We start from the raw sequence: 24,743 nt of genomic DNA, 5'->3' as shown, positions 1-24,743 counted from the left end.
GTTGGCTCCATCCGGCTGCGCGACTACAAGCTCACCCCGCGGCGATCTTCTCCGCGCGCTGGAACGCAGGCCGCGCCACGCAGCGATCGATATAGGCGTCGAATGACGGCCGAGGCTGCACCATCTTGAACACCCGCACCGCGTAATTCAGTCCCGAGCCGATCGTGATATCGGCGGCGGAGAACTGGTCGCCGAGGATCCATGGCCCCTTCTGCAGTTCGGTGTCGAGCACGTCGAACACCTGTGCCGCGCTGCCCCACGCCGCGGTGCTCGCGGGCACTTCGAGCTTGGTGAACAGCTGGATCAGCGCCGGCTCGATGCAGCTCGGTGCGAAGAACAGCCATTGCAGATAACGGGCGCGCTTCGGATCGGTCGTGGCCGGCGCCAGCTTGGTCTCGGGATAGCGGTCGGCGATGTAGGCGCAGATCGCAGCCGCCTCGCCAAGCTGGGCGTCGCCGTCGGTCAGCGCCGGCACCTTGCCCATCGGATTGATCTTCAGATAGTCCGGCGCCTTCTGTGCCCCTGTGGTGATGTCTGTCAGCACCCGTTCATACGGCAGGCCGGATTCCTCCATCAGCCAGATCGTGGTGAACGAGCGCGAGCGCGGCGACCAGTAGAGTTTGATCATGTGCTGAACCTTTCATCGGCAAGGGACGGGCAGCGCCCGTTCATCGCGCGTCTGCCGCGACTTGGCAACGCACTACGGTTAGACGCGCGTGCCGGGTTCGGATCGATATGCGGGTCAATTTCGTGGGTTAGGCAAATCAGCCGGGAACTCTCTTCCAGCGGTAGTACTTCATCATCAGTCCGTTCAGCGGGTTGATCTTCTCCTGCTCGAACAGGAAGCCCTCGCGCTCGTACCAGCGCCAGGCCTTTTCGTTCTCGCGCGCGCAGCGCAGCCAGATCTCGTCCGGCATCTGCCGGCGTGTGAAGGCAAGCAGTTGTCGTCCTACGCTCCTGCCATGATAGTCGGGCGCGACGAAGAGCTGATCCAGATAGTTGTCGGAAAGATGCAGGGCCAGCATGCCGGCGAGGGTGCCCTGGTCGTCGGCAACGAACAGGCTCCAGCCGCGCTCGACCTCGTGGCGAAGGCGCACGCGCAGATCGGCGAGCAGGACGTCGCTGGCCTGGGCCAAGCCGGTCGTGACCCAGCTCTCCATCCAGAGGCGGGCGATCTCATCATATTCGTCCGGGCGGGCAGGACGGATGGTCGGCAGCATCATCGTCGATCTCTCAGCGCGCGACAGGCCCCGCGATCTCCCGCGAGGCCTTCAGCTTAACCGGGCATGTCGCAGCCGGCGAGCCTCGACAGCCGGGCTCACACGCCGAGCGTCCCGGCCTTGGCTGCTGCGTAGCGTTCGGCCACCGCCTTCCAGTTCACCGTATTCCACCACGCCTTCAGGTAATCGGGCCGGCGGTTCTGATAAGTCAGATAATAGGCGTGCTCCCAGACGTCGTTGCCGAGCAGGGCGCGCTTGCCGTCCATGATCGGATTGTCCTGGTTCGGCCGCGTCTCGATCGCGAGCTTGCCGTCCCGGGTCACTGTGACGAACACCCACCCCGAGCCGAACACGCGTCCGCCGGCGGTATTGAAGTCGGCCTGGAATTTTTCCATGCCGCCGAGGTCGCGGTCGATCGCGGCAAGCACCTCGCCCTCCGGCTTGCCGCCGTTCGGTCCCATGATCTGCCAAAACATCGTGTGGTTGGCGTGGCCGCCCATGTTGTTGCGCACGCCGGATCGCGTCCGGCACGTTGCCGAGATTGGCGAGCACGTCGACGATCGGCTTCGCGGCGATCTCTGGATGATCCTTGGCGAACGTGTTCAGGTTGCTGACATAGGCCTGGTGGTGCTTGTCGTGATGGATCTCCATCGTCCTGGCGTCGATGTGCGGCTCCAGCGCGTTGGTCCGATAGGGCAGCGGGTCGACCTTGAACGGTCCGCTCGGGGCCTGCGTGGTCGCCTGGGCGAACGCCGTACGCGATGAGGCGGCGGCCGCGGCGATGCCGGTTGCTGCGATCATCAGGTGGCGTCGGGACATCAATGACATCGTGGTTCTCCGTGCTGGGAAGGCCTCCCGATGTTAGGCGCGAGTTGTGAACGGGTTCCAACAATGCCACTCACAATGCCGGGTCAAAACAGCGCATGCCGATCAGCGGAGATTGATTTGTTTCGTGTGTCCGCAAACAAAAAGGGCGGCCGTGGGGCCGCCCTTTCCATAACAGTCGAATTGCCTCGGCTTACTCGCCGGCGGCTTCGCGCGGGGCCGGAGCCTCGGGCTTCTGCTTGGCTTCCAGATCCTCGCCGGTCTGCTGGTCGACCGCCTTCATCGACAGGCGGGTCTTGCCGCGGTCGTCGAAGCCGAGCAGCTTGACCTTGACCTTGTCGCCTTCCTTGACGACGTCGGAGGTCTTCTGCACGCGGTTGGCCGCGAGCTGGCTGATGTGGACGAGACCGTCCTTGGCGCCGAAGAAGTTCACGAAGGCGCCGAACTCCATCACCTTGACCACGGTGCCGTCGTAGATCTGGCCGACTTCCGGATCGGACGCAATCGACTTGATCCACTTGATCGCGGCCTTCATCGCCTCGCCGTCGTTGGAGGCGACCTTCACGGTGCCGTCGTCCTCGATGTTGACCTTGGCGCCGGTCTTCTCGACGATCTCGCGGATCACCTTGCCGCCGGTGCCGATCACTTCGCGGATCTTGTCGGTGGCGATCTTGAAGGTCTCGATGCGCGGCGCGTATTCGCCGAGCTCGGCGCGGGCCGCGGTCAGGGCCTTGGCCATCTCGCCGAGGATATGGACGCGCCCTTCCTTGGCCTGGCCAAGCGCGACACGCATGATCTCCTCGGTGATGCCCTCGATCTTGATGTCCATCTGCAGCGAGGTGATGCCCTGGTCGGTGCCGGCGACCTTGAAGTCCATGTCACCGAGATGATCCTCGTCACCGAGGATGTCCGACAGCACCGCGAAGCGCTGGCCTTCCAGGATCAGGCCCATGGCGATACCGGCGGTCGGCCGCTTCAGCGGCACGCCGGCATCCATCAGCGACAGCGAGGCGCCGCAGACCGAGGCCATCGAGGACGAGCCGTTCGATTCGGTGATCTCGGAGACCACGCGGATCGTGTACGGGAACTCGTGGTGCGGCGGCAGCACCGGGTGGATCGCGCGCCAGGCGAGCTTACCGTGGCCGATCTCGCGGCGCTTGGTGCCGCCGAGGCGACCGGTTTCACCGACCGAATAGGGCGGGAAGTTGTAGTGCAGCAGGAACGTCTCCTTGTACGTCCCCGACAACGCGTCGATGTACTGCTCGTCCTCGCCGGTGCCGAGCGTGGTCACGACCATCGCCTGGGTCTCACCGCGGGTGAACAGCGCCGAGCCGTGAGCGCGCGGCAGCACGCCGACTTCGGCGACGATGTTGCGCACGGTCTTGACGTCACGGCCATCGATTCGCTTGCCGGTATCGAGGATGTTCCAGCGGACGATCTTGGCTTCCAGCTCCTTGAACACGTCGGCGACGCGCAGCTTGTCGTATCTCGGCTCCTGCCCTTCGGGGAAGAAGTGCGCCATCACCTTTTCCTTGATGGCGCCGACCGCGGCATAGCGGTCCTGCTTCACTGCGATCGCATAGGCCTGGCGGAGCTCCTGCTCGGCGATGCCGAGCATCTCCTTCTCGATCTCCGAATTGTCGATCGGGGTGACTTCGCGCGGCTCCTTGGCGGCCTTCTCGGCGAGCTCGATGATCGCGTTGATGACCGGCTGGAAGTGGCGGTGGCCGAACATGACCGCGCCGAGCATCACGTCTTCGTTGAGCTCCTTGGCTTCCGACTCGACCATCAGCACGGCGTCCGCGGTGCCGGCGACGACGAGGTCGAGCTGGCTCTCGGTCATCTCGTCCAGCGTCGGGTTGAGGACGTATTCGTCATTGGCGAAGCCGACGCGCGCAGCGCCGATCGGGCCCTTGAACGGCACGCCGGACAGCGTCAGCGCGGCGGAGGCTGCGACCATCGACAGCACGTCGGGATCGTTCTCCATGTCGTGCGATAGCGTCGTCACGATCACCTGGGTCTCGTTGCGCCAGCCGTCGACGAACAGTGGACGGATCGGACGGTCGATCAGGCGGGAGACCAGCGTCTCCTTCTCGGTCGGACGGCCCTCGCGCTTGAAATAGCCGCCGGGAATGCGGCCCGCGGCGTAAGCCTTCTCCTGGTAGTCGACCGTGAGCGGCAGGAAGTCGACGCCCTCGCGCGGCGCCTTGGCCGCAACGACGGTGGCGAGCACCACGGTCTCGCCATAGGTGGCCATCACGGCGCCGTCGGCCTGGCGGGCGATCTTGCCGGTTTCAAGCTTGAGGGGACGTCCACCCCAGTCGATCTCGACGGAATGCGTTTTGAACATTTCGGTCTTCTTTCATGGTTTCGCGAAAGCACGGCGCTCCAAAACACAAAGACCATGCGCAAGACGGCGAGACACTGATGCGCTGCTGCGACCAGCGTCCGGCGATCCTGCCATGGTCCTTGGGTTCCGGATGGCGTCCATCCTTTCGGTCATCTGGGCATCTTGCCCCGTCCAGCGGCCGGATTGCTGCTGGACGCTAGTGTGCATGGCGTGAAGGCCATGCTGTTGCGCATGATCGTCTTTCGACAATTCGAAAGTCCGTCTCCCCGGAAGATCACACGAAAACGCGCGCGAACCGCGCGCGTGCTTCTCGATATCAACGACGGATGTTGTGCTTCTCGAGCAGCGCCTTGTAACGCGCCTCGTCCTTGCGCTTGATGTAGTCAAGCAGGGAGCGACGCGTCGACACGAGCTTCAGGAGGCCGCGCCGCGAATGGTTGTCCTTCGCATGGGTCTTGAAGTGCTCGGTGAGGTTGTTGATGCGTTCCGACAGGATCGCGACCTGGACCTCGGGCGAGCCGGTGTCGCCGGCTTTGGTGGCATTCGTCTTGATGACTTCCGCTTTGCGTTGCGCGGTAATCGACATCGTCAATTGCTTCCATGGTTGCGAGCCGAACTGGCAGTCAGTCCGCTCAGGTTGAACACGCGCTTGGGGATGAGTTCGCCATTGCCAAGTTCGGCAAGCGCCAGAAGACGGCCTGCCACCGTGACATAGACTGTGCCGCTACTATTGGGCGCATCCCGTCCGCGCAACAAAACGGCCTGGCCCCTGTGGAGCCTTGCCGCATCAGCCCGTGTGACGGCCAGTGCCGGGATGTCGTCCAGCGCGGTCTCAACGGGCAAAAGCGCGTCGGCGAGGCTACCCTCGCCAGACGCGGCTCTATTGCATAAAGCCTCTAACTGTTCCAGCGGAATCATGTCCTGCTCGGTAAATGGACCGACAATGGTCCGCCGCAGGGCGCAGATATGGCCGAAACAGCCCAGAATCCGGCCCATATCGCGGCCCAGCGCCCGGACATAGGTTCCCTTGCCGCACTCGGCCTCGAACACGGACTGGCCGTTATCTCCGTGTTCTACAAGGATTAATTCGTGAATCTCGACCGGACGGGGCTTCAGTTCCACAGTTTCGCCGTCGCGCGCCAGGTCATAGGCGCGCTCGCCCTGCACCTTGATGGCCGAATATTGCGGCGGGATCTGCTCGATCGTCCCGGTGAAGCGGGGCAGCAGGTCGCGGATTGAATCGGCCGTCGGCCGGTTGTCGCTGGTCCTGACGACGCGTCCCTCGGTGTCATCGGTGTCGCGCTCCTCGCCCCAGCACACCGTGAAGCGATAGCGCTTGCGGCCGTCCATCACGAACGGCACCGTCTTGGTGGCCTCGCCCAGCGCGATCGGCAAGCCCCCGGAGGCGAGCGGATCGAGCGTGCCGGCATGGCCGGCGCGCTTCGCCTGGAACAGGCGCTTGAGCACCGCGACCGCGTGCGTCGAGGTCATGCCGATCGGCTTGTCGAGCACGACCCAGCCGTGCACGTCACGCTTGTCGCGGCGCGGCTGCTGGTTCTGCTTGCCCTGCTTCTGGCGCGGATCGTTGTTCACCCGACGCGGACCGTCACTGCGCTGTTCGGAAAAAATATCTCTGTCAGCGTCGCGCGCGTCGGCATCTTTCGCGTCGATCGCGCTGTTGGTCGTCGTCACAGTCATCACTCGTCGTCCGAATCGGGTGCAAGATCTCGTTGCACCGCAGGTGTTCGCAGTAATTTCTCGATACGTTCCGCTTCGTCGAATCGCTCGTCGACGCGGAAGCGGATGTCAGGTGCAAATTTCAGGTTAATGCGATGCGCGATCTCGCCGCGGAGGAATTTCTTGTTGCGCTCGAGCGCTGCGATCACGGCGTCGGTGTCGCGTCCGCCGAGCGGCATCACGTAGATCGTTGCGAGCTTCAGGTCCGGCGACATACGCACCTCGGGAACGGTGATGATGTGGCCTTCAAGATCCGGATCGTGGACGTCACCGTGAGACAGAATCTCGGCAACCGCATGGCGAACGGTTTCGCCGACGCGTAGCTGACGTTGTGATCCTCCGGGCGCGGAGCTTTTCTTCTGACGGGACATGACCTTCTTCCAAAACCGTCACGCCCGCAGGCTTCGCCCCGGGCATCAATGTCCTAGCTTTTCAATTTCAGACAATGCGGAGTGGCCAGACCTAGTCCGGCCACGCCGACGCATTTTCAGTTAAATGGACCCAGGCGCTTCGTAAGACTTGGACTTACAGAGAGCGCTGGATCGTCTCGATGCGGTAACACTCGATCACGTCGCCGACACGCATGTCGCCGTAGTTCTCGAACGCCATGCCACACTCCTGGCCGGCGACCACTTCCTTCACTTCATCCTTGAAGCGCTTCAGCGTCGAGAGCTTGCCCTCGTGCACCACCACGTTGTCGCGGATCAGGCGAACATTGGCGCCGCGCTCCACGGTTCCGTCGGTGACGCGGCAACCCGCGACCTTGCCGACCTTGGAAATGTTGAATACTTCCAGGATCTGCGCGTTGCCCAGCATGGTTTCGCGCAGCGTGGGCGCGAGCAGGCCGGACATCGCCTTTTTGATGTCATCCACGAGATCGTAGATGATGTTGTAGTAGCGGATCTCGATGCCGTTGCGCTTGGCGGCGGCTGCCGCTTCCTTGTTGGCGCGGACGGAGAAGCCGATGATCGCGGCGTTGAAGCCTTCCGCCAGCGTGACATCGGACTCCGAGATGCCGCCGACGCCTGCATGCAGGATGCGGGCTGCGACCTCGTCGGTGCCGAGCTTCTCCAGCGAGCCAAGGATCGCTTCCAGCGAGCCCTGCACGTCGGCCTTGACGATCAGCGGGAATTCCTTGCGGCCCGCGGTCTTGAGCTGCGACATCATCTGCTCGAGCGAGCCGCGCATGCCCGAGATCGAGGCCGCCGCGTTCTCGCGCTTCTGATGCGCGCGGTAGCTCGTGACCTGGCGGGCGCGGGCTTCGCTCTCGACCACGGCGAGGCGGTCGCCGGCTTCCGGCGGACCGTTGAAGCCGAGCACCTCGACCGGCACGGACGGGCCGGCCTCGTCGAGATTCTCGCCCTGATCGGAGATCAGCGCGCGGACGCGGCCCATCTCGGCGCCGGCCACGATGATGTCGCCGACGTGCAGCGTGCCGCGTTGCACCAGCACGGTCGCGACCGGACCGCGACCGCGGTCGAGCTTGGCTTCGATCACGGTGCCTTCCGCCGGGCGATGCGAATTGGTCTTCAGGTCGAGGATTTCGGCCTGCAGCGCGATCATTTCCAGCAGCTTGTCGAGGTTGGTGTTGTTTTTCGCCGACACCTCGACGTCGACCACGTCGCCGCCGAGCGATTCGACCTGCACCTCGTGCTGCAGCAGTTCGGTGCGCACGCGCTCGGGCCTCGCATCGGGCTTGTCGATCTTGTTGATCGCCACGATGATCGGCACCTTTGCCGCCTTGGCGTGATTGATCGCTTCCACCGTCTGCGGCATCACGCCGTCGTCGGCCGCGACCACCAGCACGACGATGTCGGTGACCTTGGCGCCGCGGGCGCGCATCGCGGTGAACGCGGCGTGGCCGGGCGTGTCGATGAAGGTGATCTTGGTGCCGCTCTCGGGCGAGAGCACCTGATAGGCGCCGATATGCTGGGTAATGCCGCCGGCTTCGCCCGACACCACGTTGGCGTGGCGCAGCGCGTCGAGCAGCGAGGTCTTGCCGTGGTCGACGTGACCCATCACCGTGACCACGGGCGAGCGCGGCTCGGTGTCGGTCGAGTCGTCGACGACGTCGAACAGGCCTTCTTCCACGTCGGAAGCGGCAACGCGCTTGACGGTGTGGCCGAGCTCTTCCGCGATCAGTTGCGCGGTGTCGGCATCGATCACGTCGGTGATCTTGTGCATCGCGCCCTGCTTCATCAGCAGGCGGATGACGTCGACCGCGCGCTCCGACATGCGGTTGGCGAGTTCCTGGATCGTGATCGCTTCAGGAATCGTGACCTCGCGGACCAGCTTCTCCTTCGGCTCGTTCGACGAATGCCCCTTCAGGCGCTGGGTGCGACGACGGAACGAGGCGATCGAACGCTCGCGGACGTCGTCCACGTCGAGTGCCGTGGTCACGGTGAGGCGTCCGCGCTGCTTCTGCGGACCGGGCTTGTGGGTCATCTTCGGCGCTGTCGCCGGGCGCACGGCGCCGCCGGGGCGGCGCACCAGGCGCGGACCTTCGTCATCGTCGGCCTCGGCGGCGACCGGGGTCCTCGGCGCGGCGGCCGGGGTGCGCGTGGGTGTAGCTGGCGTGCGGGCTGCCGGTGCCGAGGTGGGTGCGGCCGGCTTGGCCGTGGCCGGAGCGGCCGGCGCCGCGGGCTTGGCTTCGGCCTCGCCGAAGCGGCGCTTGGCCTCGACTTCGGCCTTGCGCTTGGCCTCTTCTTCCTGGCGATGGCGCTCCTCTTCCGCCTTGCGGCGGGCTTCGGCGGCCTCGCGCTCGGCCTTCTCGATGGCCTCCCGGGCGGCGCGGCGCTTGGCCTCCTCTTCGGCCTGGCGACGCTCCTCGATGTCGCGCTGCCGGGCGTCGGCGAGCGCGTTGGCGCGCGCAGAGCGCTCGTCCTCGGTCAGGGTCGGCAGTACGACGCCCGAGCGGGTGTTGCGCTGCGCCTGGCCGGGAGGCGGGCCTGACGGGCGGCCGAGCGGCGGCTTGGCGGCTGGCGCCGCAGGCTTTGCGACCACGGGTTCCGGCGCGTGCGTCTCGGCCGGGCCATCGCCACCGATGCGGCGCTTGCCGCGCTTTTCGACCACGACCTGCTTGGTCCGGCCATGGCTGAAGCTCTGGCGCACGGTGCCCGTCTCGACGCGCGGTTTCAGCGTCAAGGTCTTGCTCGGGACACTCAAAGTCTTGTCGCCAGGGGTTTTGGTATCAACCATTCAGCAGTCCTAATCTCGTTTCGCTGTGCGTTTGCCGCACAAGTCCTTCAACGCGTCGTCTATTGTTGAGCATGATCCCGTTGGAAAAGGCGGTCTCCGCCCTCCCGGATCATGCTCTGGAATTTCTGGCCGCTTCGGCGGTCTTGTCGTCGTCGGCCATCCGGTATCGGACCAGCATCTGGCAGCGCGACAGGAACGTCTTGCTCGCCGGGCCCGCGAGCAGCGCAGCATGTATCACATTTGCGCGCCCAAGTGCCAAATCCAATTCTGCCGACGTCAAAACATTGACGGTGCCGATTACCGGCGATTCACCACGTTTTTCGCTCCTTTGCCGGAGGATCGCGTCCAATTTCCGGATTCCGTCGGCAGCGCCGTCAGAAGCGTGGATCAGGGCTGCGGTTTCGCCCCGGTTGAGCGCGTCCTCGACCTTGCCGAAGCCGGACACAACCTCGCCGGCCTTGGCGGCCATCGCCAGGGCGTCGATGGCGCTGCGCACCAAAAGTGCCTCGGTGTCGGCGGGAAGGGTCGGCGCGACACGGACATCGCGCTTGAATCCCCTGTTAAATTGGTGACGGCGGACCGCTTCTGCAACGCTTCGCCGCGATGCGGAAACCCACAATCCCCGGCCCGGGAGCTTGCGCTTGAGATCCGGGATCACCTCGCCCGTGGGCGCGACGACGAACCGGATCAGCTCGTCGATCGGGCGCACCTCGCGGCTGACCGCGCACATCCGCGTGGTCGCGGACTTCGGTGTCCGCGGGCCATCGTCGAGATCGAGGTCAGCCTGAGCGAGCATCCGCAAGCCATCTCCTTACGCCGCCGGTTCTTCGGCGGCCTCGGCTTCCGCGGCCGGCTTGGCGAGGTCGGCCTCGGTAATCCAACCGGCCTTGAGGCGGGCCTGCATGATCAGCGCCTCGGCGTCGTCGCGCGAAATCTCGATGCCGTCGAGGAACCCGGTGTGCTTGGTCGGCTCGCCACCGTCCTTGCGCTCGGTCCAGCCGACCAGGTCGTCGGTAGCGCAGCCGGCGAGGTCCTCGACGGTCTTCACGTCGTTCTCGCCGAGCTTCACCAGCATCTTCGAGGTGATGCCGGGCACATCCTTCATGGCGTCCTCGACGCCGAGTTCCTTGCGCTTGGCTTCCAGCTCGGCCTCGAGCCGTTCCAGATATTCGCGGGCGCGGGTCTGCAGCTCGGTGGCGGTCTCCTCGTCGAAACCTTCGATGCCGGCGAGTTCCTTGACATCGACCAGCGCGAGTTCCTCGACCGAGGTGAAGCCTTCGGAGGCGAGCAGCTGGCCGACCACCTCGTCGACATTGAGCGCTTCCATGAACACGCGCGTCGAATTCTCGAAGTCGGCCTGACGGCGCTCCGACTCTTCCTGCTCGGTCAGGATGTCGATGTCCCAGCCGGTGAGCTGCGAGGCGAGACGCACGTTCTGGCCGCGGCGGCCGATCGCCAGCGAGAGCTGGTTGTTGGTGTCGGGCACCACGACCTCGATGCGCTCGCGGTCCTCGTCGATCACGACCTTGGCGACTTCAGCCGGCGCCAGCGCGTTGACGACGAAGGTCGCGATGTCGGGCGACCACGGAATGATGTCGATCTTCTCGCCTTGCAATTCGTTCACCACGGCCTGCACGCGCGAGCCGCGCATACCGACGCAGGCGCCGACCGGATCGACCGAGGAGTCGCGCGAGATCACGCCGATCTTGGCGCGCGAGCCCGGATCGCGGGCGACCGCCTTGATCTCGACGATGCCGTCGTAGATCTCCGGCACTTCCTGCGCGAACAACTTCGCCATGAATTGCGGATGGGTGCGGGACAGGAAGATCTGCGGGCCGCGGGTCTCGCGGCGGACGTCGAAGATATAGGCGCGGACGCGGTCGCCGTTGCGGAACACCTCGCGCGGCAGCATCTCGTCGCGGCGTACGATAGCTTCGCCGCGGCCGAGGTCGACGATCACGCTGCCATATTCGACACGCTTGACGACGCCGTTGACGATATCGCCGATGCGGTCCTTGAACTCCTGGTACTGCCGGTCGCGCTCGGCCTCGCGCACCTTCTGCACGATCACCTGCTTGGCGGATTGCGCGGCGATGCGGCCATATTCCAGCGGCGGCAGGGTGTCCGCGATGGTGTCGCCGACCTGGGCGCCCGGATTGGCGCGCTGCGCGTCGGCCAGCGAGATCTGGTTCGAGGCGTTCTCGACGACGTCGACCACGAGCATGTGGCGCGTCAGCCGCAGCTCGCCCTTCTTGGCGTCGATTTCGGCATGGATGTCGGTCTCGCTGCCGTAACGGGCGCGCGCCGCCTTGGCGATGGCGTCCTCCATCGCCGCGATCACGATGGAGCGGTCGATCGACTTTTCGCGCGCAACTGCGTCTGCGATCTGCAGCAGTTCGAGTTTGTTGGCGCTGACTGCCATGGCTTAGTCTCCTTCGGATGGATCGATCTCGCCTCGACGCGCACGCTCGGCGGCCAAGCGGTGTTGTTTGGTGTTGGTCGGAGCCGGCTTCTTGCCGGGCTTCGGCTTCGGTTTATGGCTTTTCGCCGGATCGCTCTTCTTTGCGTGCTCCGGTTGCGGCGGCGCCAGCCCGAGCTCGCGGCGCAGCTCGCGCTCGGCGGCCTTGCCGCGGCGCATCGATTCAGCGATCAGCTCGTCGGTCAGCACCAGCCGTGCATCCGAAATATCCTCCATCACCAGGAGGACGTCGGCATCCTCGTCCGGGCGCGGATCGTCGCGCTTGACGCGCACCGCATTGCCCTCGACGCCCGCGAGCGTGCCGCGGAACCGCTTGCGGCCCTGATGCGCCACCGCCATCTCGATTTTCACGAGATGGCCATTATAGCGCTCGAAGTCGGAGCGGCGCACCAGCGGACGGTCGATACCCGGCGACGAGATCTCGAGCCGGTAGGCGCGATCGATCGGGTCGGCGACATCGAGCACCGGCGACAGCGCGCGCGAGATCGCCTCGCAGTCCTCGAGCTGCATCGAGCCGTCGGGCCGTTCCGCCATGATCTGCACGGTGCAGCCGGCCTCGCCCGAGACCTTGATGCGCACCAAGCGATAGCCCATGCCCTGCAGGACCGGCACGGCGACTGCGGCCACCCGCGCGGCCACGCCGGGCTCGACGACGAGCCGCGGCTCGTTGAGCAGTTCGGCGTCGATGGACGTTACGGTCGGATCGGTCATATCGAGTGTCAAAGGCGGTCTGAGGTCTGTCGTGTTGTTTCCGCGGCCTTAAGGGGCCGGTAACGCTACCCAAACGGGACCCGGGCTCGCTGGGTCCCGTCAGGTAATAAAAAAGAGCGGGTCCCCGGGGGCCCACTCTCCTACGCGATCGTATGAGATACCATAAGTTGCTGCCGATATAGCGCTTTTGCCCCGACCCGGCAAGGCCTCCGGCTCCCGGGGGCGGGTGATTTTGCAGCTCCCCCGCGAGGCTCGATCTAACCCTCCGTTTACAAACGGGACCTAGATTGCCGGCAAACCGGCAGAAGCCGCTGGTTTGGATAGGCTTATGACGACAGCCCCCGCGCTGATCCCGGAACTCGATGACATCGTTCGCCGCGGTGACCCCAAGCGCCGTGCTGAAGCCGCGCGGCGGGTCAGCGAGCTGTTCCTGCAGGGCGCTGCGACCTTCCGTCCCGACCATATCGATCTTTTTGATGGCGTGCTGACCAGCCTGGTTCCACATGCCGAGCTGGATGCGCGGATCGATCTGGCCGAGAGGCTCGCGCTGCTTGCCAACGCACCGCGGCACCTCGTCGGCCAGCTCGCCCATGAAGACAATATCGCGATCGCAGGCCCGCTGCTGCGCCGCTCGCCTGTGATCGACGAGCATGTGCTGGTCGAAATCGCCAACGCGAAGGGGCAAGGCCATCTGCTCGCGATAGCCGAGCGGCCGAAGCTTTCGACCAAACTGACCGACGTCATCGTCCGCCGTGGCGATCGCGACGTGATCAGATGCGCGGCCGGCAACGCCGGTGCTGCATTTTCGGACGACGCCTTCGCCACGATGATCCGCCGTGCCGGACAGGACGGCGTGCTGACGCTGAAGATCGGCCGGCGCGACGATCTTCCGCCCGAGCATCTGAAGAACCTGCTCGCCGGCTCGATCGACGTGATCCGCCGGCGCCTGTTCGATGTCGTCAAGCCGGAGCGGCAGGCCGAGATCAAGCTCGCGATGAGCGAGATCGAAGGCGTGATCGTTCCTGTCGAGGGCCGTCGCGATTTCGCGCTGGCACAGCGCGCGATCCTCGCGCTGCATCACGCCGGCAAGCTGAACGAGGCGGCGCTGCTCGATTTCGCAAAGTCCTTCAAATACGAAGAGTCGGTCGCGGCGCTGGCCGCGATGACCGGCGTGAAGATCGTGACGCTCGACCGCCTGATCTCCGGCGATCGTTACGATCCGATCCTGATCGCCAGCAAGACCATCGGCCTCGAATGGCTGACGGTGCGGGCGCTGATCCTGATGCGGCTCGGGCGGAACCGCGTGCCGTCACCGGCCGATATCGAAGGCGCGCGGGTGAATTTCGTCCGCCTGATGCCGTCCACCGCGCAGCGCGTCGTCGATTTCTGGAAGTCGCGGTAGGAGCCGAGCGCGGCGCGATCGTCGGTGGTAAACTCTCTCCCTCGTCATTGCGAGGAGCGAAGCGACGAAGCAATCCATATCTCCCGGGGCCGAAATGGATTGCTTCGCGGAGCCTGTCATCGGGCGCGCATGCGCGCGTCCCGTTGGCTCGCAATGACGAGGCAAGGTAGCAGCGTCAAAATACCTCCCAAAGATGTCGTCTGCCCGCTATGCTTCCTGCAAGGCGCGACACAGCGCCAACAGGGAGATTGCCATGCTGATGGACGCCGACATTCAATCGCACGCCGAACGGATCCGCGAGGACGGATATACCGTGATCGCGCGTGCCGCCTCGCCCGAGCTGGTCGAGGGATTGAAGGAGGCGGTGCTGCGGATCGAGCGCGAGCATGATCGCGGCTTGGCGAGGACCTCGTTCGAAGGCTTCAAGACGCTGCGCATCAACAACCTCCTGACCTATGACGACCTGTTCTGGGAGGTGCCGCTGCATGAGAATGTGCTGCCGGTTGTCGAGTGCGTGCTGGACAAGGAATGCCTGCTCTCGTCGTTCTGCTCGCTGGTGCTTGGTCCCGGCCAGGAGGCGCAACCGATCCACGAAGACACGCAACTGATCCCTCTGCCACGGCCGCACATTCCGATCACGATCAATGCGATCTGGGCGCTGTCGGATTTCCGCGACGACAACGGCGCGACGCGGATCATCCCGGGCAGCCACAAATACGATTCGTCGCCGGAATACGGCAAGGATTACGACGCTGTCACCGCGACCATGCCTGCAGGCAGCGTGATGCTGTTTGACAGCGCGCTGTGGCACGGCGGCGGCGCCAATACCAGCGACGCCAGGCGCTTCGCCTTCTCCTGCGCCTATTGCTGGGGCTGGATGCGGCAGCAGGAGAACCTGCAGCTCGGCATTCCCCGCGACATCGCCGTGCGCTTTCCGCGTCGGCTGCAGGAATTGTGCGGCTACGGCGTCTACAAGGGGCAGTTCGGCCACATCGACAATCGCGACCCGATCGAGCTGCTGGGCCGCGAGCGGGGAAAGCGCATGGTGTGGGAGGCGACCGACGTCAAGAAGGCCCGGATGGCCGCGGCGAAGGGGTAACCTCTTGTCATTCCGGGGCTCGCGCAGCGAGAACCCGGAATCTCGAGGTTCCGGGTTCGATGCTGCGCATCGCCCTGGAACGACGTTACTAACCCGTGCGCCGAAATCTTAGATACGCGGCCTTGCGACCCTCGCGTTCGGCTTTCGCGCCGTAGCGCGTCATCGTGTAGTCCGGCCACGGCTGCTGCCAGTCGATTGCGCGTTCGGCGAGCCAGGCGAAGTCCGGCGAGCGCATCAGATGCGCCAGCGTCCAAGCGCAGTAGTCGTCGATGTCGCTGACGAAGCGGAACTCGCCGCCCGGCGTCAGGATCCGCGCCATCGCGGCGACCGTCGCATCCTGCACGAAGCGCCGTTTCCAGTGCCGCCGCTTCGGCCAGGGATCGGGATGGATCAGGTCGATGCGCGAAAGCGAGCGCGCCGGCGCCCAGGCCAGCAGCTCGGCGGCGTCGCCGGCGAACAGCCTGACGTTGCCGATGTTGTGTGCCTCGATCTGGGTCAGGATCTTCGCCATCCCGTTGACATAGGGCTCGCAGCCGATGAAGCCCATCTTGGGAAACGCCTGCGCTTCCGCAACCAGATGCTCTCCGCCGCCGAAGCCGATCTCGAGCCTGACGCTCTCGAGGCCGTCGTCGAACAGTTCGGTCAGGCTTGCGGGCGCGGGAGCGCCGATGTCGAGCGCCAGATGCGGCAGCAGATGGTCGATCAGGTCGGCCTGGTGCGCGCGCAGCTTGTGGCCCTTGCGGCGACCGAAGAACGATCCGCGCGAATGGGCAGCCGCGCCGTCGTCCGGGGGCACGTCATGGTCGCCAGCGTCACGCGGTGCAGCGATCATCGCAGCGTCTGGTAGAGCCGGTGCAGGAGCCGCGCACGCGGCTCGAGCGAGGAGATATAGAGCTGCTCGTAGTGGGTATGCGCGCCCTTGCCGTCGACGCCGAGGCCGTCGAGGGTCGCGGTGTGCGGCGCAGTGAAATTGCCGTCGGAGCCGCCACCGGTGAAGACATCGAGCAGATCGAAGCCGAGTTCGGCGGCAAGCGTCCTGGCGTGCTCGTAGAGCGCGGTGCCGGAACTGCTCTTTTCATAGGGCGGACGGTTCAGCTCGCCTGTTACCGTCACGGTAACGCCCTCGGTGCGCGATGTGATCCCGAGGATCTTCGGCACCAGCTCGTCGGCATCGGCCATGGTCGGCACGCGCAGGTCGACCTCGGCATAGGCCTCTTCGGCAATCACGTTCGGCTTGGTGCCGCCGCGGACGACGCCGACATTGACGGTGACGCCGCGCTTGAGGTCGTTCATCGCCTCCAGCGTCTGGATCACGTTGCCCAGTTCGCGGATCGCGCTGCGGCCGTCCTCGGGACGCGTGCCGGCATGCGCGGGCACGCCCTTGATGGCCACGTCGAACCGCGCGACGCCCTTGCGCCCGGTGACGATCTTGCCGCCGTCGCGCGCCGGCTCGGTCACCAGCACGTATTTGGCTTTGCGGCCCTCAGCCTCGATCAGCGCCCGTGACGTCGGGCTGCCGACCTCCTCGTCGGATACGTAGAGCTGGGTGATGCCGAGCGGCGCCCGCGCGCCATCGGCGCAGATCCGCCGGAAGGCATGATAGGCAAGATAGGCGCCGCCCTTCATGTCGTAGATGCCGGGACCGAACGCGCTGTCGCCATCGACCCTGAACGGCAGGCGTTCGATGAATCCCATCGGGTGCACGGTGTCGAGATGGCTCAGCACCAGAATGCCCGGCGCCTCCTGGCCCCAGGACGAGCGCGCGATCAGGTGATCGCCGCGGCCGTCGCGTCCCGCGACACGCTCCACGGTTGCCGGCAGATCACGATAACCCGATGTGACGAGGTCGACGAGCTTGTTGACCTGGTCCGGCCGTTCGGTCGGTGACTCGATCTCGACCCAGCGGCGGATGCCGTCGAGGATCGCTCCTGCTTCAAACGGGTTGCTGGACATGGACGGTGTCGACGCCTGTGAATTCACGTGTCGGGGCGCGCGGGTCCGCGCGCCGGAATGACATATTCCAGATTTGGCGATCCCTCAAACGGATACGGCTGGGTCAGGCCTGGTCGGACGCCTCGCGTGCAGCGATCTGCTCGACCAGTTCGACAATGCTGCGGCGGAGCTTGGCATCGGCGATGCGGGTGAAGGCACGGGTCAGCGCCAGGCCTTCGGCGGTCGCGAGGAAATCCGACACGTAAGCAGGCGAGGCGCCTTCGCCGAAGCCGTCGGACGTCTTGACGCCGCTCGGGCCGCCGTCGAACAGGAACGAGACCGGGACCTGCAGGATTTCGGAGATCTGCTGCAGCCGGCTGGCGCCAACGCGGTTGGTCCCCTTCTCGTACTTCTGCACCTGCTGGAACGTCAGACCCAGCGCCTCGCCCAGCTTTTCCTGGCTCATGCCCAGCATGATGCGTCGCATGCGGACGCGGCTGCCGACATATTTGTCAACAGGGTTGGGCGCTTTGGTAGACATCTCCAACTCTCCTAGGGAATTGCGCGCCCGTGGATGAGGCAAGTTGGAAGCGAATATGCCTCAGGCGCAGGTGCCGTCAAATCCTGCAAGGAGGATCGGGACGAAATGCGGACAATTTGCGCAAAGGGGCTGACTGGACTTAGGATTTCGCTCGGACCCTTACAATGCGAAGCGTACGGTCAATCTGTCAACTGGTGGAATCGCGTTCAGGCGAATTTCGACGTTTTTTCGGGTTCGGCGACAACCGGCGATATGTAATCGTCAGGCCTTTCGCCTGAGAAAACGCCGCCGCAGTACGATTGCCAGCGCAACGATCACAATTGCGGCGGCCGGGATATTCTCGATCCGCGCATAGATCGTCGGCGCGATCGCCGCCGGCAGGCCGGCATCGAGCACGCCTTCGATACCCAGTCCGAGTTGTGCGACAATCCGCCCCAACGGATCGATCACGGCGGAAATGCCCGTATTTGCGGCGCGCACCAGGGGCAGCCCTTCCTCGATCGAGCGGAGCCGTGCCTGCTGCAGATGCTGGTAGGGACCGGTCGAGATCCCGAACCAGCCGTCATTGGTGACGTTGATGATCCAGCCCGGACGTTCGTCGTGGTTGACGATGCTGCCGGGGAAGATCGCCTCATAGCAGATCAAGGGCAGCGCAGGCGGCGCATTCGGCACGTCGAGCGGCCGGCGGATCGTGCCCGGGATGAAGCCGCCCACGACCTTGGTGAGCTGCTGGAAGCCGAGCTTCTCCATCCACGACTGGAACGGCAGATATTCGCCGAACGGCACCAGATGCAGCTTGTCGTAGACCGACAGCACGCTGCCGTCATGATCGATGACGTAGATGGAATTATAAGCACGCGTGATGCGGACGCCGGGCGGCAGATCGGGCGCGCGCACCGAGCCGGTGATCAGCACGGTTCCCTTCTGCAGCAGATCGGCGATCTGCGCCATCGCGTCGGCTTCCCGAGTCAGGAAGAAGGGAAACGCGGATTCCGGCCAGATCAGGATGCTGGCATCGCCCACGCCGGTGGATTGCGGCCCCGACGCCCGATCCGACAATGCGAGATACTTCTGCATCACCGCAGCCTTGGCGGAGTAGTTGAACTTGGCGTCCTGCTGCAGGTCGGGCTGCATGATGCGCAGCTTGACGCCTGCGACCATCGCGGTCGGGTGCTGCGACAGCCGCACTGCGCCGAACGCCAGCATCGCCGCCAGCACCAGCACCGCCGCGACCGGCGTGCGCCAGGGCTTGCGGCTGCGCGAAGAACCGTCGATCAGCACGGCCGGGCTTGCGAAGATCGCAACCGCCAGGAAGGTCATGCCCCACAGCCCGATCAGCGACGCGGTCTGGGCCAGCGCCAGCGGCTCGCTCAGCGCATAGCCGAATGCGTTCCACGGAAAGCCGGTCAGGACGTGGCCGCGCAGCCATTCCGAAATCGTCAAACTGGCCGCGAGCGCGAGCACGCGCGAGGCGTCGCGCGGCCAGATCAGCCGTGCCAGGGCGAAGCCGAAGGCGGTGAACAGCGAGAGATAGGCCGGCAGGCCGAGCACCGCGAACGGCGTCAGCCAGGCGAAAGTCTGCGCATCGACGAAGAAGGCGTAACCGATCCAGTACAGACCCGGCACGAAATAGCCGAGGCCGAACCAGAAGCCGGACAGCGCCGCCGCGGGCACGCCGTGCCAGCGCCCGGCCGCGGCGCCGTCGATCAGCCAGACCGCGATGGGAAACGTCAGAAGCAGAGCCGGCCAGGCGTTGAACGGCGCCATCGCCAGCGACGACAAGGCACCGGCGGCAAGCGCGATGACCGCACGCTTCCATCCCCAGGTCAGGATGATCGCAAGCCCGGTGGCGCGGAGTTTGTCTGACAGCCTCACTGCTGACCGGCTCCATCGCCGGACGGCGGGGTGTTGTCATTGGCCTGCGGGGTTCCGGAGTCAGAGGGTTGCTCGCGGCGCCGCTCGCGTTCCTTGCGCGGCGTCGGCCGCTCCTTGCGCGTGCTGATCCGCAGGCGTTTCACCCGCCGCGGGTCGGCGTCGAGCACCTCGACCTCGAAATTGCCCGGTCCGGAGATCACCTCGCCGCGCACCGGCAGGCGGCCGACGAAGGAGACCAGATATCCGCCCAGCGTCTCGACCTCCTCGCCGGCCTCGCCGGTGACGAAATCCTCGCCGATCACCGAGCGCACGTCGTCGAGGCTGGCGCGCGCGTCGGCGATGAAGGAATTGTCGGCCTGACGGACGATCGAGGGCGGCTCGTCGGAATCGTGCTCGTCGTCGATCTCGCCAACGATCTCCTCGACGATGTCTTCGATCGACACCAGCCCGTCGGTGCCGCCATATTCGTCGACGACAAGTGCAAGGTGGATGCGCGAGGCCTGCATCTGCGCCAGCAGGTCGATCGCCCGCATCGACGGCGGGATGTAGAGCAGCTTGCGGATGATGTGGGCTTCCGACAGCGGCATCGCGAGATCGACCGCGCGCAGGTCGAGCCCCGCCGGAAACGGCTTCTTGCGCCGCGTCTTGGTCGCGTCGGTGACGCGCGCCCTCGCGGTCATGAAGGCCAACAGGTCGCGGATATGCACCATGCCTTCGGGATCGTCGAGGGTTTCGTTGTAGACCACGAGCCGCGAATGCGCCGCGCTTTCGAACAGGCTCATCAACTCGCCGAGCGGAATGTCGCGCTTGACCGCGACGATGTCGGCGCGGTGCACCATGACGTCGGCGATCCGCCGCTCGTTGAGCGACAGGATGTTGCGCAGCATGGTGCGCTCGATCGCCGAGAAGCCGACATCGTCGGGCGTCGAGGCGTCGAGCACCACCTGCAGGTCATCACGCACCGAGCCGGCCTTCCAGCCGAACAGCGTGCGGATCGCACGCACCAGCCAGCCTTCGGCGGCGGGGCGCTGCGCCTCGCCGGCGTGCACCACGACCGGCAGGTTGCTCACGTTGCGCGGATTGTCATGGGTCGGTTCGGAATCCGCCATGTCAGTCGATCCGATCCGCATAGGGGTCGGGGATGCCGAGGGAGCCGAGAATCTCGCGCTCGAGACTTTCCATGTCCTCGGCATCTTCGTCATTCTCGTGGTCGTAGCCGATCAGGTGCAGGAAGCCGTGCACCGCAAGATGGCTCAAATGGTGGTCGAACGGCTTCTGTTCCTCGTCGGCTTCGCGCCGCGTCGTCTCATAGGCGATGGCGATGTCGCCCAGCATGCGCGGAGCATCATCGGGGGCACCACCACCGGTGGGCTGCAGCGCCGGAAACGACAGCACGTTGGTCGGCTTGTCGATGCTGCGCCAATTGTTGTTCAGGGTGCGGATGCCGGCATCGTCGGTCAGCATGATCGCAAGCTCGGCGTCCCCGACATCGGCGTCGGCTACTTCCGCGGCCGCCTCGATCGCACGATGGATCACCGCTTCGGCGTTGGGTTCGGTCCGCCAGCATTCGGCTGTGACGAGAACCTCGGTTGCGGGAAAGGAGGACACGGTGGTTCCAAAATCTGCGTTATGGCCGGCCTCTGCATCGCGCGGGCTGTCGGCCGAAGCTGTTGATCTCAAGATCTGGCGTTTGCCGGCCGCTGCGGCAATCCCTCATAGGCGGCCACGATGCGCGCCACCAGCTCATGGCGGATGACGTCCTCGGCGGTGAACCGGACCTGCGCGATGCCCTCGACGCCGTCGAGCAGCTTCACCGCCTCGGCAAGTCCCGAGGCCTGACCGTGCGGCAGGTCGACCTGCGAGGGATCGCCGGTCACGATCATCCGGCTGTTTTCGCCGAGGCGCGTCAGGAACATCTTCATCTGCATCGATGTGGTGTTCTGCGCTTCGTCGAGAATGATGGCGGCATTGGTCAGCGTGCGGCCGCGCATGAAGGCGAGCGGCGCAATCTCGATCTCGTTGCCCTGCAGCGCGCGTTCGACCACGCGCGCGTCCATCAAATCGTACAGCGCGTCATAGATCGGGCGCAGATAGGGATCGACCTTCTCCCTGAGGTCGCCGGGCAGGAAGCCGAGCCGCTCGCCGGCCTCGACGGCAGGCCGCGTCAGGATGATGCGGTCGACCTCCTTGCGTTCGAAGAGTTGTGCGGCATGGGCGACGGCGAGCCAGGTCTTGCCGGTGCCGGCCGGGCCGATGCCGAACACCAGCTCATGCCGCTTCAGCGCACGGATGTAGGAGTCCTGCGCGGCGGTGCGCGCACGTACCGGCCGCTTGCGCAGATTGATCGTCTCGAATGTCGGCTTGGCCGCCTTGTTGTCGAACTCGAACAGCGATCCCTGCGCGATCACGGCGCGGATCGCGCCCTCGACTTCGCCCTGATCGAGGTCGTGTCCCTCGACGGCCTGCGCGTAGAGCGTCTCGAGCACGCGCCGTGCCGCGTCGCAGCCGTCGCGCGAACCGGCGATGGTGACGTGGTTGCCGCGGGAGTCGACGACGACGCCAAGCCGGCGCTCGACCAGTGCGAGGTTCTGGCCGTAGGGGCCGACCAGCGCGGAAGCGGCGCGGTTATCGTCGAAATCGATGACGACCTGGGTCTCGGGTGGAATTTGCATGTCGCGATCAGGTTTGCGGCTGGGAGCGAGCGAAGGCGAATCCGATGCGCTTTTGGGCAAGGATTTCAGGCTCCAATGGTCGTCTGCGAAACCGGGTTCGGTGCGGACGGCGCTGCGAGCTCGCCGATCAGGCTGTAGCGCTCGAGGCTGTCGATCCGCACGGGGAGAACCTTGCCGATGATGTCAGGCGAAGCCATCACATGGGCGGGCTGCAGATAGGCGGTGCGGCCGACGATCTGGCCTTCCTTGCGCGGCGCGGCGCGCTCAAACAGCACGTCGACCGTTGTGCCGATCGCAGCCCGATTGAAGGCCGATTGCTGGCTGTCGATCAATTCCTGAAGCCGCCCCAAGCGCTCGTCCATCTCTGCTGCTGACACTGTCTCCCGCATCTCCGCCGCCGGCGTGCCCGGCCGTGGCGAATATTTGAATGAATACGCCGCAGCGTACCCGATTTGCGTGACAAGCGCGAGGGTGGCGGAAAATTCTTCCTCGGTCTCCCCGGGGAAGCCGACGATAAAATCCGATGAAAAAGCAATATCTTGCCGCGCAGCACGGAACCGGTCGATGACGCGCCTGTAATCATCGGCGGTATGTTTGCGGTTCATGGCAGCAAGAACCCGGTCCGCGCCGGACTGCACCGGCAGGTGCACGAACGGCATCAGCTCGGGCAGATCGCGATGCGCCGCGATCAGCGAATCGTCGACGTCGCGCGGATGGCTGGTCGAGTAGCGCAGCCGTGCCACGCCGGGGATCTCGGCGAGCCGCTGCAACAGCCTGCCGAGCGGCCAGGCGCGGCCATCAGGGCCGTCGCCATGATAGGCGTTGACGTTCTGTCCGATCAGCGTGATCTCGCGCACGCCGTTCTCGGTGAGCTGCCTGACGTCGTCGACGATCTTGGCAACCGGACGCGAGACCTCGGCGCCGCGCGTATAGGGCACGACGCAGAAGGTGCAGAACTTGTCGCAACCTTCCTGCACGGTGACGAAGGCGGAGATGCCGCGCGCGCGGATCGCATCCGGCTTCGGCTGCGGCAGGAAGCCGAACTTGTCCTCGACCGGAAATTCCGTTTCCAGCGCGCGGCCGTTGGCCTTGGCGCGTTTCAGGAGTTGCGGCAGGTGGTGATAGCTCTGCGGCCCGACGACGATGTCGACGGTCGGTGCGCGATGGATGATCTCCTCGCCCTCGGCCTGGGCGACGCAGCCGGCGACCGCAATCTTCATGTCGCGGCCGTCGCGTGCGGCCTCTTCCTTGGCGACCCGGAGACGCCCGAGCTCGGAATAGACCTTCTCCGACGCCTTCTCGCGAATGTGGCAGGTGTTGAGGATCACGAGATCCGCGTCCTCCGCGCTCGCCGTCTCGACGAAGCCCTCACCAGCCAGCGTGTCCACCATGCGTTGCGCATCGTAGACGTTCATCTGGCAGCCATAGGACTTGATGTGCAGCTTGCGCGGCGTCGTCATGGAACCTTGATCGCGGATTGGAAGCGGCGTCATCGAGGCGCCGAGGCTGAAATATAGCTTAAACCGGCGAAAATCCAGCGATCGAGCCGTATTTTTGGCCCGCTCGGGCGATCAAACCTGGCAATTGGCGCATATCGGCGAATGTCGCGGCTGTTCCGGCCTTGCGCAGCATGTCCTCGTGTTCCGCGGTGCAATGGCTGCCGCCGTGGAAGCCGAGCACCGTCATGCCGGCGGCGCGCGCGCCGGTGACGCCGTGCACGCTATCCTCGATCACGACGCAGCGCTCCGGCCGTGCTCCCATCTGCTCGGCCGCAAACAGGAAGATGTCCGGCGCGGGCTTGCCGCGCTTGACCTGCGTTGCGGAGAAAATATGCGGCGCGAGCTGGTCGTAGAGCCCGGCGCAGCTCAGGCCGTGGCGGATCTTTTCCGGCGTACCGCTGGAGGCCACGCATTTCGGCAAGTTGAGCGCCGATATCGCGTCGCTGACATGGGCGATCGCGTTGAGGTCGTCGGCATAGAAGCCGAGCGTCGCCTGCTTGACTTCCGCCTCGAAGCTATCCGGCAGTCTGCGGCCGATCTCGGTCTCCACGATCTGCCGCGCCTCGCGGTCGGACACGCCGAGGAAGCGCTTCAGCACGCCGTCCGGCGTGATCGGATAGCCGTGACGCGTCAGCGTCTCCGCGTGCGCGCGACAGGAGATCACCTCGCTGTCAACGAGCACGCCGTCGCAATCGAAAATGACGAGATCGAAGCTCACTCGACTAGGACTTATTTTCTTCGTCGAGGGGAACGCAATAGAGCTCGAGGCGGTGATCGACCAGCTTGTAGCCGAGCTTGCGCGCGATCTCGGCCTGCAGCTTCTCGATCTCCTCGGAGGTGAACTCGATCACCTTGCCGTCGCGCAGATTGATCAGGTGATCGTGGTGGCTCTCCGGCATCTGCTCGTAGCGCGCGCGGCCCTCGCGGAAGTCGTGCCGCTCGATGATGCCGGCGTCCTCGAACAGCTTGACGGTGCGGTACACCGTTGAGATCGAGATCTTGTCGTCGACGGCCACGCAGCGCCGGTACAGTTCCTCGACGTCGGGATGATCCATGGCTTCCGCCAGCACGCGCGCGATCACGCGGCGCTGTTCGGTCATGCGCATGCCGGTCGCGGCGCAGCGCGCCTCGATGCCGGTGTTCCTTTGCGCAGGCGGGGGTTTCACCGTGGTCATGGGGTTCAAGGCCTTGGGTCGAATGGCA

At 65.2% G+C, this 24,743-nt stretch carries 22 protein-coding genes and 1 pseudogene; 2 read left to right on the top strand and 21 right to left on the bottom strand.

Annotation, left to right across the window (positions count from 1 at the left end; translation table 11 throughout):
* Nucleotides 1-31: 31 nt before the first annotated feature.
* From MTX19_RS00270 to rimP, 11 genes and pseudogenes are all read right to left on the bottom strand, one after another.
* Nucleotides 32-628, bottom strand: a complete 597-nt coding sequence (locus tag MTX19_RS00270; RefSeq protein WP_280981964.1) for a glutathione S-transferase family protein — start codon at nucleotides 626-628, stop codon at nucleotides 32-34.
* A 136-nt stretch (nucleotides 629-764) separates the two neighbouring features.
* Nucleotides 765-1,223: a GNAT family N-acetyltransferase gene (locus MTX19_RS00265; RefSeq protein WP_280974661.1), complete on the bottom strand. Its 459-nt coding sequence runs from the start codon at nucleotides 1,221-1,223 to the stop codon at nucleotides 765-767.
* 95 nt (nucleotides 1,224-1,318) lie between these two features.
* Nucleotides 1,319-2,048 (bottom strand): annotated as a pseudogene (locus MTX19_RS00260) (superoxide dismutase).
* A gap of 190 nt (nucleotides 2,049-2,238) precedes the next feature.
* On the bottom strand, nucleotides 2,239-4,395 hold the full coding sequence (gene pnp / locus MTX19_RS00255) for a polyribonucleotide nucleotidyltransferase (RefSeq protein ID WP_280981963.1): 2,157 nt from the start codon (nucleotides 4,393-4,395) through the stop codon (nucleotides 2,239-2,241).
* Between the two features lie 316 nt (nucleotides 4,396-4,711).
* On the bottom strand, nucleotides 4,712-4,981 hold the full coding sequence (gene rpsO / locus MTX19_RS00250; RefSeq protein WP_280974658.1) for a 30S ribosomal protein S15: 270 nt from the start codon (nucleotides 4,979-4,981) through the stop codon (nucleotides 4,712-4,714).
* A gap of 2 nt (nucleotides 4,982-4,983) precedes the next feature.
* Nucleotides 4,984-6,093 (bottom strand): tRNA pseudouridine(55) synthase TruB, encoded by a 1,110-nt coding sequence (truB, locus tag MTX19_RS00245; RefSeq protein WP_280981962.1) that lies wholly within the window; start codon nucleotides 6,091-6,093, stop codon nucleotides 4,984-4,986.
* The gene (gene rbfA / locus MTX19_RS00240; protein ID WP_280981961.1) at nucleotides 6,093-6,503 is read right to left on the bottom strand and encodes a 30S ribosome-binding factor RbfA; all 411 of its coding nucleotides are present in this window, start codon (nucleotides 6,501-6,503) and stop codon (nucleotides 6,093-6,095) included. The genes truB and rbfA overlap by 1 nt, the downstream gene beginning before the upstream one ends.
* Nucleotides 6,504-6,657: 154 nt before the next feature.
* Nucleotides 6,658-9,330 carry a translation initiation factor IF-2 gene (gene infB / locus MTX19_RS00235; RefSeq protein WP_280985786.1) on the bottom strand — a complete coding sequence of 891 codons (2,673 nt, stop codon included), beginning with the start codon at nucleotides 9,328-9,330 and terminating at the stop codon, nucleotides 6,658-6,660.
* Between the two features lie 109 nt (nucleotides 9,331-9,439).
* Nucleotides 9,440-10,126 (bottom strand): RNA-binding protein, encoded by a 687-nt coding sequence (locus tag MTX19_RS00230; RefSeq protein WP_280984648.1) that lies wholly within the window; start codon nucleotides 10,124-10,126, stop codon nucleotides 9,440-9,442.
* A 15-nt stretch (nucleotides 10,127-10,141) separates the two neighbouring features.
* A complete protein-coding gene (nusA, locus tag MTX19_RS00225) occupies nucleotides 10,142-11,752 on the bottom strand; it encodes a transcription termination factor NusA (RefSeq protein WP_280981960.1) in 1,611 nt (536 codons plus the stop codon).
* A gap of 3 nt (nucleotides 11,753-11,755) precedes the next feature.
* On the bottom strand, nucleotides 11,756-12,520 hold the full coding sequence (gene rimP, locus MTX19_RS00220; RefSeq protein WP_280981959.1) for a ribosome maturation factor RimP: 765 nt from the start codon (nucleotides 12,518-12,520) through the stop codon (nucleotides 11,756-11,758).
* Nucleotides 12,521-12,848: 328 nt separating this feature from the next.
* On the opposite strand from rimP, the gene MTX19_RS00215 reads away from it, so the two are divergent.
* Both MTX19_RS00215 and MTX19_RS00210 read left to right on the top strand, forming a co-directional pair.
* Nucleotides 12,849-13,922: a DUF2336 domain-containing protein gene (locus MTX19_RS00215; RefSeq protein WP_280981958.1), complete on the top strand. Its 1,074-nt coding sequence runs from the start codon at nucleotides 12,849-12,851 to the stop codon at nucleotides 13,920-13,922.
* A gap of 253 nt (nucleotides 13,923-14,175) precedes the next feature.
* Entirely contained in the window at nucleotides 14,176-15,021 is an 846-nt protein-coding gene (locus MTX19_RS00210; RefSeq protein ID WP_280981957.1) for a phytanoyl-CoA dioxygenase family protein, read from the top strand.
* A gap of 88 nt (nucleotides 15,022-15,109) precedes the next feature.
* Here MTX19_RS00210 and trmB read toward each other — a convergent pair whose 3' ends face one another.
* The 10 genes from trmB to MTX19_RS00160 all read right to left on the bottom strand — a co-directional run bounded on the left by trmB (nucleotide 15,110) and on the right by MTX19_RS00160 (nucleotide 24,715).
* Nucleotides 15,110-15,853, bottom strand: coding sequence for a tRNA (guanosine(46)-N7)-methyltransferase TrmB (trmB, locus tag MTX19_RS00205; protein ID WP_280981956.1), 744 nt, complete (start codon nucleotides 15,851-15,853; stop codon nucleotides 15,110-15,112).
* Nucleotides 15,850-16,974, bottom strand: coding sequence for a M20 family metallopeptidase (locus MTX19_RS00200; RefSeq protein ID WP_280981955.1), 1,125 nt, complete (start codon nucleotides 16,972-16,974; stop codon nucleotides 15,850-15,852). Before MTX19_RS00200 ends, trmB begins: the two co-directional genes overlap by 4 nt.
* 103 nt (nucleotides 16,975-17,077) lie before the next feature.
* Nucleotides 17,078-17,494: a helix-turn-helix transcriptional regulator gene (locus MTX19_RS00195; protein WP_280981954.1), complete on the bottom strand. Its 417-nt coding sequence runs from the start codon at nucleotides 17,492-17,494 to the stop codon at nucleotides 17,078-17,080.
* A gap of 261 nt (nucleotides 17,495-17,755) precedes the next feature.
* Complete coding sequence (gene lnt, locus MTX19_RS00190) at nucleotides 17,756-19,369, bottom strand: apolipoprotein N-acyltransferase (RefSeq protein ID WP_280981952.1); 1,614 nt, start codon at nucleotides 19,367-19,369, stop codon at nucleotides 17,756-17,758.
* A complete protein-coding gene (locus MTX19_RS00185) occupies nucleotides 19,366-20,478 on the bottom strand; it encodes a hemolysin family protein (RefSeq protein WP_280981951.1) in 1,113 nt (370 codons plus the stop codon). Before MTX19_RS00185 ends, lnt begins: the two co-directional genes overlap by 4 nt.
* Nucleotide 20,479: 1 nt before the next feature.
* The gene (gene ybeY, locus MTX19_RS00180; RefSeq protein WP_280981950.1) at nucleotides 20,480-20,977 is read right to left on the bottom strand and encodes an rRNA maturation RNase YbeY; all 498 of its coding nucleotides are present in this window, start codon (nucleotides 20,975-20,977) and stop codon (nucleotides 20,480-20,482) included.
* A gap of 68 nt (nucleotides 20,978-21,045) precedes the next feature.
* Nucleotides 21,046-22,101 carry a PhoH family protein gene (locus MTX19_RS00175; RefSeq protein ID WP_280981949.1) on the bottom strand — a complete coding sequence of 352 codons (1,056 nt, stop codon included), beginning with the start codon at nucleotides 22,099-22,101 and terminating at the stop codon, nucleotides 21,046-21,048.
* Nucleotides 22,102-22,106: 5 nt separating this feature from the next.
* The gene (gene miaB / locus MTX19_RS00170; protein ID WP_280985785.1) at nucleotides 22,107-23,501 is read right to left on the bottom strand and encodes a tRNA (N6-isopentenyl adenosine(37)-C2)-methylthiotransferase MiaB; all 1,395 of its coding nucleotides are present in this window, start codon (nucleotides 23,499-23,501) and stop codon (nucleotides 22,107-22,109) included.
* A gap of 58 nt (nucleotides 23,502-23,559) precedes the next feature.
* Entirely contained in the window at nucleotides 23,560-24,258 is a 699-nt protein-coding gene (locus tag MTX19_RS00165; RefSeq protein WP_280981948.1) for an HAD family hydrolase, read from the bottom strand.
* A 4-nt stretch (nucleotides 24,259-24,262) separates the two neighbouring features.
* The gene (locus tag MTX19_RS00160; RefSeq protein ID WP_280974637.1) at nucleotides 24,263-24,715 is read right to left on the bottom strand and encodes a Fur family transcriptional regulator; all 453 of its coding nucleotides are present in this window, start codon (nucleotides 24,713-24,715) and stop codon (nucleotides 24,263-24,265) included.
* Between the last annotated feature and the right edge of the window lie 28 nt (nucleotides 24,716-24,743).

It is taken from the genome of Bradyrhizobium sp. ISRA464, assembly GCF_029910095.1.
Taxonomy (GTDB): domain Bacteria; phylum Pseudomonadota; class Alphaproteobacteria; order Rhizobiales; family Xanthobacteraceae; genus Bradyrhizobium.
This window is presented reverse-complemented; position numbering and strand designations above follow the sequence as displayed.

Excerpts from the sequence above, each read along its gene's own strand:
- MTX19_RS00270 (WP_280981964.1), bottom strand. The coding sequence starts at position 628 with ATGATCAAACTCTACTGGTCGCCGCGCTCGCGCTCGTTCACCACGATC.
- MTX19_RS00265 (WP_280974661.1), bottom strand. The coding sequence starts at position 1,223 with ATGATGCTGCCGACCATCCGTCCTGCCCGCCCGGACGAATATGATGAG.
- pnp (WP_280981963.1), bottom strand. The coding sequence starts at position 4,395 with ATGTTCAAAACGCATTCCGTCGAGATCGACTGGGGTGGACGTCCCCTC.
- rpsO (WP_280974658.1), bottom strand. The coding sequence starts at position 4,981 with ATGTCGATTACCGCGCAACGCAAAGCGGAAGTCATCAAGACGAATGCC.
- truB (WP_280981962.1), bottom strand. The coding sequence starts at position 6,093 with ATGACTGTGACGACGACCAACAGCGCGATCGACGCGAAAGATGCCGAC.
- rbfA (WP_280981961.1), bottom strand. The coding sequence starts at position 6,503 with ATGTCCCGTCAGAAGAAAAGCTCCGCGCCCGGAGGATCACAACGTCAG.
- infB (WP_280985786.1), bottom strand. The coding sequence starts at position 9,330 with ATGGTTGATACCAAAACCCCTGGCGACAAGACTTTGAGTGTCCCGAGC.
- MTX19_RS00230 (WP_280984648.1), bottom strand. The coding sequence starts at position 10,126 with ATGCTCGCTCAGGCTGACCTCGATCTCGACGATGGCCCGCGGACACCG.
- nusA (WP_280981960.1), bottom strand. The coding sequence starts at position 11,752 with ATGGCAGTCAGCGCCAACAAACTCGAACTGCTGCAGATCGCAGACGCA.
- rimP (WP_280981959.1), bottom strand. The coding sequence starts at position 12,520 with ATGACCGATCCGACCGTAACGTCCATCGACGCCGAACTGCTCAACGAG.
- MTX19_RS00215 (WP_280981958.1), top strand. The coding sequence starts at position 12,849 with ATGACGACAGCCCCCGCGCTGATCCCGGAACTCGATGACATCGTTCGC.
- MTX19_RS00210 (WP_280981957.1), top strand. The coding sequence starts at position 14,176 with ATGCTGATGGACGCCGACATTCAATCGCACGCCGAACGGATCCGCGAG.
- trmB (WP_280981956.1), bottom strand. The coding sequence starts at position 15,853 with ATGATCGCTGCACCGCGTGACGCTGGCGACCATGACGTGCCCCCGGAC.
- MTX19_RS00200 (WP_280981955.1), bottom strand. The coding sequence starts at position 16,974 with ATGTCCAGCAACCCGTTTGAAGCAGGAGCGATCCTCGACGGCATCCGC.
- MTX19_RS00195 (WP_280981954.1), bottom strand. The coding sequence starts at position 17,494 with ATGTCTACCAAAGCGCCCAACCCTGTTGACAAATATGTCGGCAGCCGC.
- MTX19_RS00185 (WP_280981951.1), bottom strand. The coding sequence starts at position 20,478 with ATGGCGGATTCCGAACCGACCCATGACAATCCGCGCAACGTGAGCAAC.
- miaB (WP_280985785.1), bottom strand. The coding sequence starts at position 23,501 with ATGACGACGCCGCGCAAGCTGCACATCAAGTCCTATGGCTGCCAGATG.
- MTX19_RS00160 (WP_280974637.1), bottom strand. The coding sequence starts at position 24,715 with ATGACCACGGTGAAACCCCCGCCTGCGCAAAGGAACACCGGCATCGAG.